Source organism: Pseudomonas sp. LBUM1645 (assembly GCF_059716185.1).
The window spans coordinates 1,121,367-1,135,953 of the sequence record NZ_CP166811.1; the positions used below are offsets into that span (position 1 = coordinate 1,121,367).

Genomic DNA, 14,587 nt, shown 5'->3' on the forward strand with positions numbered 1-14,587 from the left:
GAACAGAGAAGCGCGGGATGATAACGCAGCTGACGTCAATGAAACGCAACTGGCTCGAATCCGACAGTCAAGGCAACGGCTGGCCGTCCGCCTTCATTTCATCCGTCTCGCCATTGGCCACGAGCCAGCGAAACAGCTCTGTCACGGACACCGTGTGGCTACGCTCGATCCATCGCACCAGCGCCGGGCCATAGTGTTCGGTGTAGCGGCTGAGTACCAGATGGCGACAGTCCGCTGAAAGGCGCAGGGTAATTTCCCGACAGTGCAGAGTGGCCGGGTCGGGCTGGTTGACCCGTTGCTGCAGAGTCAGGCTATTGCCTTCAGAAACCATCGGCCGGTGCTCCTGTGCATTGTGTTTTGGTGTTCGTCGGCGAGCCTTGTTTGCCATCGGTCACGTAAGCGGCACGATGCTCGGCGACTACGTTGCGTAACGCGCTGTAGTAGTCCGGCAGTTTTTGCAGGCTGTCGGTCAACGGTAAGGCTTCTGCGCGGCCATCGACGATGCCGCCGACTGTGCTGATGGTGGACAACGTGTCCACGGTGTCGTTGTTGCTGCCGAACGGATCGACCACAAAACCGAGCACGTGGCCGACGGCGTCGCGGCTGTTCGAGGTGCCGAGCAAAGGCAGTTCGACGATCGGACCGTTGCCGATGCCCCACACGCCAAACGTCTGGCCGAAATCTGCGTCATGACGCGGGATGCCGGCCATGCCGGAGACATCGATCAAGCCCACCACGCCGACCGTGGTGTTGAGCGCGAAACGCCCCACGGTGTTGACCGAGCGCATCGGGTTGCCTTGCAGCAGGTCATTGATGAAAACCTTGGGCTCGCCGAAGTTCGCCACAAAGTTATGCACACCGGTCTGGAAAAAGTCCGGCGAGTAGCGATAGCCGCGAGCGACCGGCGCCATGGCATAGTCATCGACAACACGATTGAACGCGAAGACCCCACGATTGAACGGTTCCGCCGGGTCGTCCACCGAATAGGCGATGTCGGCGCAACTCACATCGGTGGACGGCGGCTGACTGCTGCAACCCGCCAACCCTGCGGCCAGCACGGCAATCGAGGTGTTGCGGGTCAGCCAGGGAGCACATTTGAAAGGCAACATAGACGCGAATCTCGGGAGGAATTCGCCGAGATGCTGAGCCCCAAGCCTTGCGCAAAGATGTCTGGTTTATTGCGGCGCTGACGTTTTATTGCAGGATTGAAATATATGACGCGCTGCCGTGAATGGTTTTAGATGGCGGCTCCATTCGCCCCTTAAGTGACCTTCGGTGAACAGTCTTTTAATTGTGGACGACGACCTTGAAGTCCTCGATCTACTGAAAAAATTCTTCGTGCAGCACGGCTACAGCGTCGAAGTCGCCACCGACGGCGCATCGCTGTGGGCGGCCATCGAGCGCCAGCCGTCAGACCTGATTATTCTTGACGTGATGTTGCCCGGGGACAGCGGGCTGATCCTGTGCCAGCAACTGCGGATTCGACATTCCATTCCGGTGATCATGCTCACGGCCATGGGCGAACTCAGCGACCGGGTGGTCGGCCTGGAACTGGGCGCCGACGATTACCTGACCAAACCCTTCGACGCCCGTGAACTGCTGGCCAGAGTGCGTGCCGTGTTGCGTCGCGTGGACGAGCGCCGTCCGGTATCGCAAGAACGGCCTCGACCGCTGATCGACTTCGCCGACTGGCACCTGGACGTGACTCGCCGCGAACTTCGTTCGCCGGACAACGTGATGATTCCGCTGTCGGCCGGTGAGTTTGACTTGCTGCTGGTCTTCGTCGAACACCCGCAGCGCATTCTCACCCGCGAGCAATTGCTGGACCTGGCGCGTGGGCATTGCCATGACGCCTTTGATCGCAGCATCGACGTTCAGGTCAGCCGCCTGCGGCGCAAACTCGAGTCCGACACCAAACGCCCGGCGATGATTCGCACCGTGCGCAATGGCGGTTACCTGTTCACGCCCAGCGTGACGCGGCGATGAGCTGGCTGAAGCGGATTCGCCGGGATACGGTGGCGCGCTGGATCGCGTTGACGATCATTTTGGCCATGCTCATTTCACTGGCGCTCAACGGGCTGTTTATCCAACTGGCCGGCGTGTGGGCGCGTCCGCCGCTGACCGAAATCGGCCTGCTGGAAAAAGCCGCCGCCATTAGCCGCATCATCGAGGCTGCACCGGCGCCCCTGCGAAACTCATTGGCGCAAGCTGCCGGCGAGAACGGCTTCACCGTCAGTTGGCACGCTGATCGGCACGATCTCAATCTACCGACCGTGGACGATCCGAAGTCTGACATCGGCTCGACCATCCTGCAGCCGATGCTCAGAGCCCCAGACCGGCGCATCGAAGCCTATGAACCGGCCGACTGGACGGAGCACACGGCGGACGCGCATTACGCGCTGCTGATCGAGCTATCGGATTCGACATGGCTGATGTTCTCCGCGCCTTCGCGCAGTTGGGGCCTCGACGAAACGCCACGCTACCTGATCGTGATCCTGCTGGTGCTGATCTCCACCGCCCTGGTCGCGCTGATCGCCACCCGGCGCCTTGCCACACCGTTGCAGCACTTTGCCGAAGGTGCCCGACGCTTCGGCGTGGACTTCCGTGCACCGCCCATCGAACCGCTGGGCCCACAGGAGATTCGCCAGGCAATCCTCGCGTTCAACGCCATGCAGGCCCAGTTACAACACTTCATCCGCGACCGCACACAAATGCTCGCCGCCATCTCCCACGACCTGCGCGCGCCTCTGACGCGGATGCGTTTGCGTGGCGAATTCATCGAAGACAGCGAGCAACAGCAGCGGTTGTTTCGTGATGTGGATGAAATGCAGGCGATGATCAACTCGGCGTTGGAGTTCTTCCGCGATGATGCCCGGCTTGAGCCGGCGACCCAGTTTGATCTGGCGGAACTGCTGCAAACGCTGCTGGATGATTACCGTGATCAGGGTTTCGAGATTGCTTTCAGTGGGCCGTCGCGGTGGGTGTATTTCGGGCGACCGTTGGGGCTTAAGCGGGTGATGACCAATCTGCTGGATAACGCGATCAAGTACGGTAGTGAGCCGGCGATTGAACTGATCCCCGGAGCTGGGGAGGTGAGGATCAAAGTACTGGATCGCGGGCCGGGTATTCCGGATGCCAGTCTTGAACAGGTTTTTGCACCGTTCTTCAGAATGGAGGGCTCGCGGAACAAAAGCACGGGGGGCGTTGGTTTGGGGTTGTCGGCGGCGCGGGCGATCGTGCTGGAACACGGAGGCGAGCTGACACTGCGTAATCGGTCGACGGGTGGGTTGGAAGCGTTGGTGGTGTTGCCGGTGCATCCAACGCCCAGACAGTTAAGCAATTTCTGCAATGACACAATCTTGTAGCAGCTGGCGCAGCCTGCGTTCGGCTGCGCAGCAGTCGTAAAACCTGAGCTTGCGGTCTTCCTGAGACACCGCATCCCCTGATTTCACGACTGCTGCGCAGCCGAACGCAGGCTGCGCCAGCTGCTACAAAAAATTGCGTGACGGCTTAATGGATCATCTGAACCTAAGCCTCCCAGCCCGCCCCACTGACCGCTGCCTGCGCCAGTGGATGCAAGTCTTCCCCCTTATGCTCCGTCTGCCAGGCCAGCAATTCCTTGCGCATGCCGGGCGTCCAGTACATCTGCAGGTGATTACGCACGCCGAGCACGGCCTGTTGCTGGTCCGGTTGGCTGGCGAAGTACTGGGCGATCTGGTTGGCCATTTTGACCAGGTTGGCAGTGCTCATCGGCGTACCTCGGCTTTAGTGCCACGCGCCTGACGGCGTTCGTTGAGCAGACGGTGCTGGTTGTCGCTGAATTCCTGGTAGCGTTTTTGCCACTCGGAAGGGTGGTAAACGCGGCTGACTTCCACGGCCGTGACCTTGTACTCCGGACAGTTGGTGGCCCAGTCGGAGTTGTCGGTGGTGATGACGTTGGCCCCCGATTCAGGGAAGTGGAAAGTGGTGTACACCACGCCTGGGGCGACCCGTTCGGTGACCCGCGCACGCAGTACAGTCTGTCCGGCGCGGCTGCCGATGCCGACCCAGTCACCTTCGTTGATGCCCCGGCTCTCGGCGTCGGTCGGATGGATTTCCAGACGGTCTTCGTCGTGCCAGGCGACGTTGTCGGTACGCCGGGTCTGGGCGCCGACGTTGTACTGGCTGAGGATGCGTCCGGTGGTCAGCAGCAGCGGATAGCGATTGTTGACCTTCTCCTCGGTGGGCACGTAGCCGGTGAGCATGAAACGCCCCTTGCCGCGCACGAATTCCTCAATGTGCATGGTCGGCGTGCCGTCCGGTGCCGCGGCGTTGCACGGCCATTGCAGGCTGCCGTGGCTGTCCAGTGCGGCGTAGCTGACGTTGGTGAAGGTCGGCGTCAGGCTGGCGATTTCATCCATGATTTCCGATGGGTGTTTGTAGTTCATCGGGTAGCCCAGGGCGTTGGCCAGGGCCACGGTGCCTTCCCAATCGGCCTTGCCGCCCAGAGGGTCCATGACTTTGCGCACCCGGGAGATGCGTCGCTCGGCGTTGGTGAACGTGCCGTCCTTTTCCAGGAACGAAGCGCCCGGCAGGAACACGTGGGCGAACTTCGCAGTTTCGTTGAGGAAAATGTCCTGCACCACCACGCACTCCATGGCCGACAGTGCCGCGGTGACGTGTTGTGTATTCGGATCGCTCTGAGCGATGTCCTCGCCCTGGCAGTACAGGCCCTTGAAACTGCCGGCCAGCGCAGACTCGAACATGTTGGGAATGCGCAGGCCCGGATCAGGTTGCAGGGTGACATTCCAGGCCTGCTCGAACTGCGCTCGCACCACCTCGTTGGAGATGTGTCGGTAGCCAGGCAGCTCGTGTGGGAAAGAACCCATGTCGCAGGAGCCCTGAACGTTGTTCTGCCCACGCAGCGGGTTCACGCCCACGCCTTCGCGGCCGATGTTGCCGGTGGCCATGGCCAGGTTGGCGATGCCCATGACGGCGGTGCTGCCCTGGCTGTGCTCGGTGACGCCCAGGCCATAGTAGATCGCCGCGTTGCCGCCGGTGGCATACAGGCGGGCGGCGGCGCGGATGTCGGTAGGTTCTACGCCGCAGATGGGGCCAAGGACTTCCGGCGAGTTTTCCGCGCGGCTGACGAACTCGCTCCAGTGGGCGAAATCCGTTCCCTCGCAACGAGCGTCGATGAAGGGCTGATTGAGCAAGCCTTCGGTGACGATGACGTGGGCCAGGGCGTTGAGCATGGCGACGTTGGTGCCCGGGCGCAGGGCCAGGTGCAGTTCGGCGCGGGCATGCACCGAGTCCACCAGATCAATGCGTCGTGGGTCGATGACGATCAGCTGCGCGCCTTCACGCAAGCGGCGTTTGAGCTGGGAGGCGAACACCGGGTGGGCGTCGCTGGGGTTGGCGCCCATCACCAGGATCACGTCGGCCTGCATCACCGAGTCGAAACTCTGGGTGCCGGCGGACTCGCCAAGGGTTTGTTTCAGGCCATAGCCGGTCGGCGAGTGGCAGACCCGCGCACAGGTGTCGACGTTGTTGTTACCGAAGGCGGCGCGTACCAGTTTTTGCACCAGGTAGGTTTCTTCGTTGGTGCAACGACTGGAGGTGATGCCACCAATGGAATCGCGGCCATATTTTTGCTGCAACCGACGGAATTCGCTGGCGGCGTAGGTCACCGCTTCATCCCAGCTGACTTCCTGCCACGGGTCGTTGATGTGCTGGCGGATCATCGGTTTGGTGATGCGATCCGGGTGGGTGGCGTAGCCCCAGGCAAAGCGTCCTTTGACGCAGGAGTGGCCGTGGTTGGCGTGGCCATTCTTGTCCGGAACCATGCGCACCAGTTGGTCGCCTTTCATCTCGGCGCGGAACGAGCAGCCCACGCCGCAATAGGCACAAGTGGTGATCACGCTGCGTTCCGGCTGACCCAGTTCGACCACGCTTTTTTCCATCAGGGTCGCGGTGGGGCAGGCTTGCACACAGGCGCCGCAGGACACGCACTCCGAGTCGAGGAAGTTCTCGCCACCGGCGGCCGCGACCCGGGATTCGAAACCGCGCCCGGTAATGGTCAGGGCAAAGGTGCCCTGGGTTTCTTCGCAGGCGCGCACGCAGCGGTTGCAGACGATGCACTTGCTCGGGTCGTAGTCGAAGTAGGGGTTGGAAGTGTCCTTCACATCGGCGAGATGGTTGTCGCCTTCATAGCCGTAACGCACTTCTCGCAGGCCGACCTGGCCGGCGACGGTTTGCAGCTCGCAGTTGCCGTTGGCCGAGCAGGTCAGGCAATCCAGCGGGTGATCGGAGATGTACAGCTCCATGACATTGCGCCGCAGGGTCGCGAGCTTCGGCGTCTGGGTGTGCACGCTCATGCCTTCGGTGACCGGCGTGGTGCAAGACGCCGGGTAGCCGCGCATGCCGTCGATTTCGACCAGGCACATGCGGCAGGAGCCGAAGGCTTCCAGGCTGTCGGTGGCACACAGTTTCGGAATGGTGGTGCCGAGCAGCGCAGCGGCGCGCATCACCGAAGTGCCTTCGGGCACGCTGATGCTGCGACCGTCGATGTTCAAGGTGACTTGCACCTGGCTGTCGCGGGCCGGAGTGCCAAGATCGATATCGGTGTTCGGGTCGAAGAGAGTGATCATTGGTCGGCCTCCGAGGCTTGCAGACCGAAGTCGGCGGGGAAGTGCTTGAGGGCGCTGGCTACCGGAAAGGAAACCATGCCGCCCAACGCGCACAGCGAACCGTATTGCAGGGTGTCGCACAGGTCCTTGAGAATGATCACCTGCTCATCACGACCGCTCTGGTCAGGCGCGGCCAGCAGGCGGTCGATCACCTCCACGCCCCGGGTCGAGCCGATGCGGCACGGGGTGCATTTGCCACAGGATTCTTCTGCGCAGAACTGCATGGCGAAGCGCGCCATGTGGGCCATGTCCAGGCTGTCGTCAGCCACCACCACACCACCGTGACCGAGCATCGCGCCGATGGCGGCGAACGCTTCGTAATCCAGCGGCGTGTCGAATTGCGAAGGCGGCACCCAGGCACCGAGCGGGCCGCCCACCTGCGCAGCCTTCAGCGGCCGGCCACTCGCGGTGCCACCACCGTAGTCTTCCACCAGTTCCCGCAGGGTCAGGCCAAAGGCCCGTTCCACCAGACCGCCATGACGAATATTGCCCGCCAGTTGGAAAGGCATGGTGCCGAGGGAACGGCCCATGCCGTAATCGCGATAGAACTGCGCGCCCTTGGCCAGAATCAACGGCACCGAGGCCAGCGTCAGCACGTTGTGCACCAGCGTCGGTAGACCAAACAGCCCCTTCAACGCAGGGATCGGCGGCTTGGCGCGGACAATCCCACGCTTGCCTTCGAGAGAGTCCAGCAGCGCGGTTTCCTCACCGCAGATGTAAGCTCCGGCCCCGACCCGCACTTCCATATCGAACGCCTGGCCGCTGCCGCCGACATTGGCGCCGAGGTAACCGGCGGCCCGAGCAAGGTTCAGCGCCTGGCGCAGTGTGGCCACGGCGTCTGGATATTCCGAGCGCACATAGATGTAGCCGTAGGTGGCGCCGACGGTGATCCCGGCAATGGCCATGCCTTCGATCAGCAGGAAGGGGTCGCCTTCCATCAACATGCGATCGGCAAAGGTGCCGGAGTCGCCTTCGTCGGCGTTGCACACAATGTACTTCTGCGCAGCCTGGGTAGCGCGCACCGTGCGCCATTTGATCCCGGCCGGGAACGCTGCGCCGCCACGGCCACGCAGGCCTGAATCGAACACTTCCGTCGCGGTCTGCTCGCCGCCCACTGCGACGGCGCGGGTCAAGCCCTCGAAGCCGCCGTGCGCCCGGTAATCATCCAGGGACAGCGGCCGGGTAATGCCGGCGCGGGCGAACAGCAGGCGTTGTTGAGTCTTCAGATACGGCAATTCTTCCATCAGGCCCAAGGCCAGTGGATGCGCGGACGGCTCGCCTTGCAGGGCTTCGAGCACGGATGGCACATCGGCGGCGGTCAGCGGGCCGAATCCGATACGGCCTTGCGGGCTGTCCACTTCCAGCAGCGGTTCCAGCCAATACAGGCCGCGCGAACTGGTGCGCTGCAACTCCAGGGGCAGATTGCGTTCCCGGGCCTGAGTGATAAGGGCCACCGCCACCTCATCGGCACCCACGGCACGGGCAAGAGAATCAGTGGGCAGATAGAGAGCCGGCATCATGCGTCCTCCCGGCAAGCGTCGAGCAAGGCATCTAGACGCTCGGCACTGAGCCGCGCATGCACCCGGCCATCCAGCTCCAGAGCGGGCGAGCAGGCGCAGGCGCCGAGGCAATACACCGGGCGCAAACTGATGCTGCCGTCGGCGCTGCTGCCGTGATCGTCCAGTTGCAGACGTTCGCGCAACTGCGCGGCGAGCTGCTCGGCACCACGACTCTTGCAGGACTCGGCGCGGCACAGCCGCAGGATATGCTTGGCCGGCGGCGCAGTACGGAAGTCATGGTAAAAGCTGATCACCCCGCGAATCTCGGCCTGACTCTGATTGAGGGCGTGGGCAATCTCGGGGACGGCCGCATCGGGGATGTAACCGATGCGTTCCTGAATATCATGAAGAATGGGCAACAGTGCACCCGGAGAGCCCTTGTGGCGCTCCAGCAGGCTGTTGACCAAAGGCAGGTGCAACATCTCATCAGGCATTCAGCAATCCTCACGGTCACGGACAAACCAGATGGTTGTCGGTCGTCCGAAAGTGTCGGCTGCGGCACTCACACCACGTCACGGTATCGTGGCAATTTCAGGCCGTTGGCCAGGGCACCCTGAGCGGGCATCTTGTTGTGCCCGGCACGGTCTTCGCCGCACCTCTACTGGGCATAAAGGGCAGCTTGCCACGGCGCTTTTGATTGAACTGCACCAAAGCGACGTGTTCGGTTCTGCCTACGACTATCCATTAAGTCTAGATGAGTGCCGCGCGGGGCGTTTACTCACCGGCCTAATGCCCTGAGGGCCTGTCGATGGCTGATATATAGCAAGCATTACAGGTAAGAAACAGCATCAGATCCGTAGGCATTCCAGGGTGCAGATGCGTTGATCTATCCCGCTGTAAACCGAAAGCCATTCACCCCGAGCCGAATAATAAAAAACCCAAAAAAACCTCGGGCCAAATCCCAAATCCCAATCACCCCACAAAACCCCTGTGGGAGCGAGCTTGCTCGCGATAGCGCCAGCCCAGCCACCATCAATGCTGAAGATGCACCGCAATGACAACCCAACCACCTAGTCGGGCAAAACAATGCCTGCCAGCTCACCACAATCCCTGTGGGAGCGAGCTTGCTCGCGATAGCGCCAGCCCAGCCAACAAAAATGCTGAATCAACTACCACCATCGCAAGCCCCCCCCACAGGCCTCAAACACTAAGCTTCAGCCTTCGCCCCCGCCCGCTTAGACGCCAGCTCATTATCCCGATCCCGATTCAGAACCTTCACCGCATCATCAACCACCGCCTTACTCATCGCCGTCAAATAATGCGCGGCCCAGGCGTGACGGTCGGTGTCTGTGGCGTAAGCAGCATCTTCGGTCAGCTTCTTGGCGAGGAACAGAAAGTCAGAAGCCATCGATAACGCATCGCCGAGGGGAACGCCGCGAGTGACATGGAATAGGGCTTGGTCCGCGCAGTAGATGGCGGGGGTTAGTCCGATGGTTTTGAGTTCGGGTTGATCGGTCATTGGCCACCTCCGATAACGGATAGGCAGCGGGGAAGGGCGTTACGCGATTGGGAATTGCGTAGAGGGAACAGCCAAATTTTATACGGATTGATGCTGCGCATTATCAGACTCCTTGATATGAGGAGCTGCCACGTTCGTTACCACACGAATGGGTGACAGCTGTGCGCAGGGTGGTAAACCGGGAATCAAGGAAACCGGCACGCCCGAAGGCGTCCCACGCACAGCTGCCATAACTCACGCTTGCTGGCATAAAAAAAGCGCCGGCAATCGTGATGGGGGCGCTGTAGCGCCTTGAATAACTCGGGTTACCACACCCGGTCGCTGAATTGGCAGCGACGGCGAAAGGGTATCGTGCAGACCCCTTTTCTGCAACCTTGAACACTTTGTCCTTAACAACCCGAAATGAGGAAATGTCGACTGTCCCTTTTTTCTCCGTACTTATTATTCGCGGACAGCGGTCCGTTGGTCGCGAGCAGCGTGGCCACCAGTTTCCAGCGCTTGTGCCAAGCTGATGGGGTGTTAATACGCCTGCCCCTCAGGCAAACCTCAGGAAGCCCATGACATGAAGCACACTCATGCATCGAACGTCCGTCGAGAATTCTTCAAAGCAATCGGGTTCTACTTGCGTGTTGTCTGGCCGATCTTTTCCGTACTGTTTTTTCTGATTGTGCTGTTCGGCCTCATCATCAGCTATCTAGAGGGCTGGGATCTTTTTGACGGCATCTATTTCGGCTTCGTGACCGGTTTGACCATTGGCTATGGAGAGCTAGTGCCGAAACTTGGCGTCTCGCGGGTTCTGGCGATTTTGCTGGGGTTCAACGGGGTGCTGATGACGGCGATATTTGCGGCGATCAGTGTTCGGGCGATTGAGGTTGCAGTGCGGGCGGCGGGGCATGAAGAGTCGGATAAGCCGACGGTGTGAAGTCATGCTTGGTTGCTACTGGAAGGGGGAGCAAGTCATCGACTCCTGCAAATCCATGCGTGACGGCGTGGTGTGTTACCAACAAACGCATCTTCGCGGTCAACGTGCAGGGCATCACCAGCAGGTCGAAAGCCCCGAAAGAACTCGGGGCTAACAATGCCAGTCAATTCAACGCAAACCCTGTAGGAGCAAAGCTTGCTCGCGAAAGCGCCACGGGTAGGGGAGGGCAAATCGACATGCGATGGTCTCGGTGGTTTAGACGATTGAATGCCTGTCCAGTCGAGCAAGATGCGTAGCATCGGATTCGCTCAGGAGCCTTGAATAATCGCGGCGCACAGCAAAAAAGCGATTACTGACGCGAACAGACCGCACATCCCGCCGATTAAAAGGCGAAAGACAGGATGTTGCGCTCGACGGATGCGATACACCCAAAGCCACGTTCCTATCCCGGCGCCGCCGGCAGACATCGACATTATCAACTTCTGGGCGCTGCCCGGTCGCCCGAAACCGAGGATTTCGATAACTACTGACACAATCATCAGTGCGACGATAAAACCGCCGATAGCGCCCGCAAGGTTCGCGATCAACAGATTCCAGGTGCCGCGACACCTCACCACCCAAATCCACACTCCCGCCGTAATAGCGGCGAGCGAAAACAATCCAATCACTTCCATTTAATGCTGTCCTTGATATCCATTTCCCTGAGCTAGGTTTGCGCACCGCCCCATCACTCACAGAATAACTTTCAAATAGTCCCTAAGCGCAATGATCGGCGCTTCAAGCTGCTCCATCGTCTGTACCGCGTTGAAATCAGCGAACAACCTATTCAACTCGCGCCCGAGTGGCGTCTCGATCCCACCCAAAGCCTCCAGCGCCAAACCCACGCAGTGCGCCACTCTGAACTGAATGGCCTCGATATCACCTCGGCGCACCAGCAACCCAAACACCTCCCGCTCATAATCACTCATGATCGGATCATCCCGCAGAATCGGACTTTCTCCTTCCCGCTCATAAGCCAGCTTGAGGGCGAAAAGGGCAACGGTTTCCAGTGGCAATTCCATTGTGTGAATCCTTGATTCGTTAGCGAGCGGTTTGGGGCTGTAGCACCGAAAAGACAAAATCAAAAGATCGCAGCCTTCGGCAGCTCCTACGGGGCGGCGGGGTTAGCTCACTTTTCTACAGGCGAAAAAAAAGGCCTTGCAAAGCAAGACCTTTCTTAATTTTGGTGCCCCGAGGGAGACTCGAACTCCCACTTCTTGCGAAAACGGATTTTGAATCCGCCGCGTCTACCAATTCCGCCATCAGGGCTCAATGGCGGCGAAGTATAGAGATGAGATAACCGTCGGTCAATCAGGTACATGGAGAATTTTTGATATTTCCGCTAGACTTCCCGGCCCTGCTAGACGAACCCCATCATGCGCGTTGCTGACTTTACCTTCGAGCTCCCTGATTCGCTGATCGCCCGCCATCCTTTGGCCGAGCGTCGCAACAGTCGCCTGTTGACCCTTGATGGGGTCAGCGGCGCCCTGGCACACCGTCAATTCACTGATTTGCTCGAGCATTTGCGCCCGGGCGATTTGATGGTGTTCAACAATACCCGGGTGATCCCGGCGCGGCTGTTTGGCCAGAAGGCTTCCGGCGGCAAGCTGGAAATCCTGGTGGAGCGGGTGCTCGACAGTCATCGCGTGCTGGCCCATGTGCGGTCCAGCAAGTCGCCGAAGCCGGGGTCGAAGATCCTGATCGACGGTGGTGGCGAAGCCGAGATGCTGGCGCGTCACGATGCGTTGTTTGAGCTGGGGTTCGCCGAAGAGGTGTTGCCACTGCTTGATCGCGTCGGGCACATGCCGTTGCCTCCTTATATAGACCGCCCGGATGAAGGCTCGGACCGCGAGCGTTATCAGACGGTGTACGCCGAGCGTTTGGGCGCGGTGGCGGCGCCGACGGCGGGGCTGCATTTCGATCAGCCGCTGATGGAGGCGATTGCCGCCAAGGGCGTCGAGACGGCGTTCGTGACCTTGCACGTCGGCGCTGGCACCTTCCAGCCGGTGCGCGTCGAGAAGATCGAAGACCACCACATGCACAGCGAGTGGCTGGAAGTCGGTCAGGACGTGGTCGATGCCGTCGAAGCCTGCCGCGCTCGCGGTGGTCGCGTGGTAGCCGTGGGGACAACCAGCGTGCGTTCCCTGGAAAGTGCCGCGCGCGATGGCGTGCTCAAGCCGTTCAGTGGCGACACCGACATCTTTATCTACCCGGGCCGGCCGTTTCATGTGGTCGATGCCCTGGTCACCAATTTCCATTTGCCCGAATCCACGCTGTTGATGCTGGTTTCGGCGTTCGCCGGTTATCCCGAAGCCATGGCCGCTTATAAAGCCGCCGTTGAGCATGAATACCGCTTTTTCAGCTACGGTGATGCGATGTTTATCACCCGTAACCCCGCGCCACGTGGCCCTGAGGAAACAGAATGAGTCGCCAAAGTCGTATGTCGTTTGAGTTGCTTGCTACTGACGGCAAGGCTCGTCGCGGTCGTTTGACCTTCCCGCGCGGTACCGTCGAAACTCCGGCCTTCATGCCGGTGGGCACGTACGGCACCGTCAAGGGCATGTTGCCGCGGGATATCACCGCCACTGGCGCGGAAATCATTCTGGGTAACACCTTCCACCTGTGGCTGCGTCCTGGCACCGAAGTGATCAAGAAGCACGGCGACCTGCACGATTTCATGCAGTGGAAAGGCCCGATTCTGACCGACTCCGGTGGTTTTCAGGTGTTCAGCCTGGGCGCGATGCGCAAGATCAAGGAGGAGGGCGTGACCTTCGCCTCTCCGGTCGACGGCGCCAAAGTGTTCATGGGCCCGGAAGAGTCGATGCAGGTCCAGCGCGATCTGGGCTCGGACATCGTGATGATTTTTGACGAATGCACCCCGTACCCGGCTGACGAAGACGTCGCGCGGGTATCGATGGAGCTGTCGTTGCGTTGGGCCAAGCGTTCGAAAGAAGCCCATGGCGACAACACGGCGGCACTGTTCGGCATCGTTCAGGGCGGTATGCACCAGGATCTGCGCATGCGCTCCCTGGAAGGTCTCGACAATATCGGCTTCGACGGTCTGGCCATTGGCGGTCTGTCGGTGGGCGAGCCGAAACACGAGATGATCAAGGTCCTGGATTACCTGCCGGGTCAGATGCCGGCTGACAAACCTCGTTACCTTATGGGCGTTGGCAAACCGGAAGATCTGGTTGAGGGTGTGCGCCGCGGTGTGGACATGTTCGATTGCGTGATGCCAACCCGTAATGCCCGCAATGGGCATCTGTTCATTGATACAGGCGTGCTGAAGATCCGTAACGCGTTCCATCGCCATGATGATTCGCCGCTGGATCCGACCTGCGATTGCTACACCTGCCAGAACTTCTCCCGTGCTTATCTGCACCATCTGGACAAGTGTGGCGAAATGCTGGGTAGCATGTTGAATACCATCCACAATTTGCGCCATTACCAGGTGCTTATGGCTGGTTTGCGCGAGGCTATTCAACAGGGTACATTGGCCGCCTTTGTCGATGCCTTCTACGCCAAACGCGGGTTACCTGTTCCGCCTTTGGACTGAGTTTTCTGACCCCAAGATTCAACATTTGCAACTGGAGTGCTAAATGAGCTTTTTTATCTCTAATGCCATGGCTGACGCTGCTGCACCTGCTGCAGGCCCAATGGGCGGCGGCTTTGAGTGGATTTTCCTGGTCGGTTTCCTGGTCATCTTCTACCTGATGATCTGGCGTCCACAGGCCAAGCGCGCCAAAGAGCAGAAGAACCTGCTGAGCAGCCTGCAGAAAGGCGACGAAGTTGTGACCACCGGTGGTATCGCCGGCAAGATCACTAAAGTGGCAGACGACTTCGTTGTTCTGGAAGTTTCCGACACCATCGAAATGAAGTTCCAGAAAGGCGCCATTGCCGCCACGCTGCCAAAAGGCACGCTGAAAGCGATCTAAGTTTC

At 60.1% G+C, this 14,587-nt stretch carries 15 protein-coding genes and 1 tRNA gene; 6 read left to right on the forward strand and 10 right to left on the reverse strand.

All coding sequences use genetic code 11. From position 1 onward, the window contains the following. Positions 1-67: 67 nt before the first annotated feature. Positions 68-331, reverse strand: coding sequence for a hypothetical protein (locus tag ACA079_RS04850; protein WP_497702754.1), 264 nt, complete (start codon positions 329-331; stop codon positions 68-70). Next, the gene (locus ACA079_RS04855; RefSeq protein ID WP_497702755.1) at positions 321-1,109 is read right to left on the reverse strand and encodes an MlaA family lipoprotein; all 789 of its coding nucleotides are present in this window, start codon (positions 1,107-1,109) and stop codon (positions 321-323) included. Before ACA079_RS04855 ends, ACA079_RS04850 begins: the two co-directional genes overlap by 11 nt. A gap of 166 nt (positions 1,110-1,275) precedes the next feature. On the opposite strand from ACA079_RS04855, the gene ACA079_RS04860 reads away from it, so the two are divergent. Both ACA079_RS04860 and ACA079_RS04865 read left to right on the forward strand, forming a co-directional pair. Continuing rightward, on the forward strand, positions 1,276-1,986 hold the full coding sequence (locus ACA079_RS04860) for a response regulator (RefSeq protein WP_497702756.1): 711 nt from the start codon (positions 1,276-1,278) through the stop codon (positions 1,984-1,986). Then, positions 1,983-3,365 (forward strand): sensor histidine kinase, encoded by a 1,383-nt coding sequence (locus tag ACA079_RS04865; protein WP_497702757.1) that lies wholly within the window; start codon positions 1,983-1,985, stop codon positions 3,363-3,365. The genes ACA079_RS04860 and ACA079_RS04865 overlap by 4 nt, the downstream gene beginning before the upstream one ends. 163 nt (positions 3,366-3,528) lie before the next feature. Here ACA079_RS04865 and ACA079_RS04870 read toward each other — a convergent pair whose 3' ends face one another. The 5 genes from ACA079_RS04870 to ACA079_RS04890 all read right to left on the reverse strand — a co-directional run bounded on the left by ACA079_RS04870 (position 3,529) and on the right by ACA079_RS04890 (position 9,686). Continuing rightward, complete coding sequence (locus ACA079_RS04870) at positions 3,529-3,750, reverse strand: formate dehydrogenase subunit delta (protein WP_497702758.1); 222 nt, start codon at positions 3,748-3,750, stop codon at positions 3,529-3,531. Then, positions 3,747-6,629 (reverse strand): formate dehydrogenase subunit alpha, encoded by a 2,883-nt coding sequence (gene fdhF / locus ACA079_RS04875; RefSeq protein ID WP_497702759.1) that lies wholly within the window; start codon positions 6,627-6,629, stop codon positions 3,747-3,749. The genes ACA079_RS04870 and fdhF overlap by 4 nt, the downstream gene beginning before the upstream one ends. Further along, entirely contained in the window at positions 6,626-8,188 is a 1,563-nt protein-coding gene (locus ACA079_RS04880) for a formate dehydrogenase beta subunit (RefSeq protein ID WP_497702760.1), read from the reverse strand. The genes fdhF and ACA079_RS04880 overlap by 4 nt, the downstream gene beginning before the upstream one ends. Beyond that, positions 8,185-8,661: a formate dehydrogenase subunit gamma gene (locus tag ACA079_RS04885; RefSeq protein ID WP_497702761.1), complete on the reverse strand. Its 477-nt coding sequence runs from the start codon at positions 8,659-8,661 to the stop codon at positions 8,185-8,187. Before ACA079_RS04885 ends, ACA079_RS04880 begins: the two co-directional genes overlap by 4 nt. 713 nt (positions 8,662-9,374) lie before the next feature. Further along, positions 9,375-9,686, reverse strand: coding sequence for a DUF3077 domain-containing protein (locus ACA079_RS04890; RefSeq protein ID WP_497702762.1), 312 nt, complete (start codon positions 9,684-9,686; stop codon positions 9,375-9,377). A 562-nt stretch (positions 9,687-10,248) separates the two neighbouring features. Here ACA079_RS04890 and ACA079_RS04895 point away from each other — a divergent pair. Continuing rightward, on the forward strand, positions 10,249-10,608 hold the full coding sequence (locus tag ACA079_RS04895; protein ID WP_497702763.1) for a potassium channel family protein: 360 nt from the start codon (positions 10,249-10,251) through the stop codon (positions 10,606-10,608). A 308-nt stretch (positions 10,609-10,916) separates the two neighbouring features. Here the strand turns inward: ACA079_RS04895 and ACA079_RS04900 are convergent, their stop codons facing one another. The 3 genes from ACA079_RS04900 to ACA079_RS04910 form a co-directional block, all read right to left on the reverse strand. Beyond that, positions 10,917-11,282: a hypothetical protein gene (locus tag ACA079_RS04900; RefSeq protein ID WP_497702764.1), complete on the reverse strand. Its 366-nt coding sequence runs from the start codon at positions 11,280-11,282 to the stop codon at positions 10,917-10,919. Between the two features lie 57 nt (positions 11,283-11,339). Continuing rightward, positions 11,340-11,669, reverse strand: a complete 330-nt coding sequence (locus tag ACA079_RS04905; RefSeq protein WP_497702765.1) for a hypothetical protein — start codon at positions 11,667-11,669, stop codon at positions 11,340-11,342. Positions 11,670-11,831: 162 nt separating this feature from the next. Beyond that, positions 11,832-11,916: transfer RNA gene (locus ACA079_RS04910), tRNA-Leu, on the reverse strand. 107 nt (positions 11,917-12,023) lie between these two features. Between ACA079_RS04910 and queA the strand changes: the two genes are divergently transcribed. From queA to yajC, 3 genes are read left to right on the forward strand one after another with little or no spacing between them, the layout of a single operon-like run. Beyond that, positions 12,024-13,073 carry a tRNA preQ1(34) S-adenosylmethionine ribosyltransferase-isomerase QueA gene (gene queA, locus ACA079_RS04915; RefSeq protein ID WP_008147713.1) on the forward strand — a complete coding sequence of 350 codons (1,050 nt, stop codon included), beginning with the start codon at positions 12,024-12,026 and terminating at the stop codon, positions 13,071-13,073. A 14-nt stretch (positions 13,074-13,087) separates the two neighbouring features. Then, positions 13,088-14,203 (forward strand): tRNA guanosine(34) transglycosylase Tgt, encoded by a 1,116-nt coding sequence (gene tgt / locus ACA079_RS04920; protein ID WP_161990833.1) that lies wholly within the window; start codon positions 13,088-13,090, stop codon positions 14,201-14,203. A gap of 43 nt (positions 14,204-14,246) precedes the next feature. Next, a complete protein-coding gene (gene yajC / locus ACA079_RS04925) occupies positions 14,247-14,582 on the forward strand; it encodes a preprotein translocase subunit YajC (protein ID WP_008147715.1) in 336 nt (111 codons plus the stop codon). Positions 14,583-14,587 lie beyond the last annotated feature (5 nt).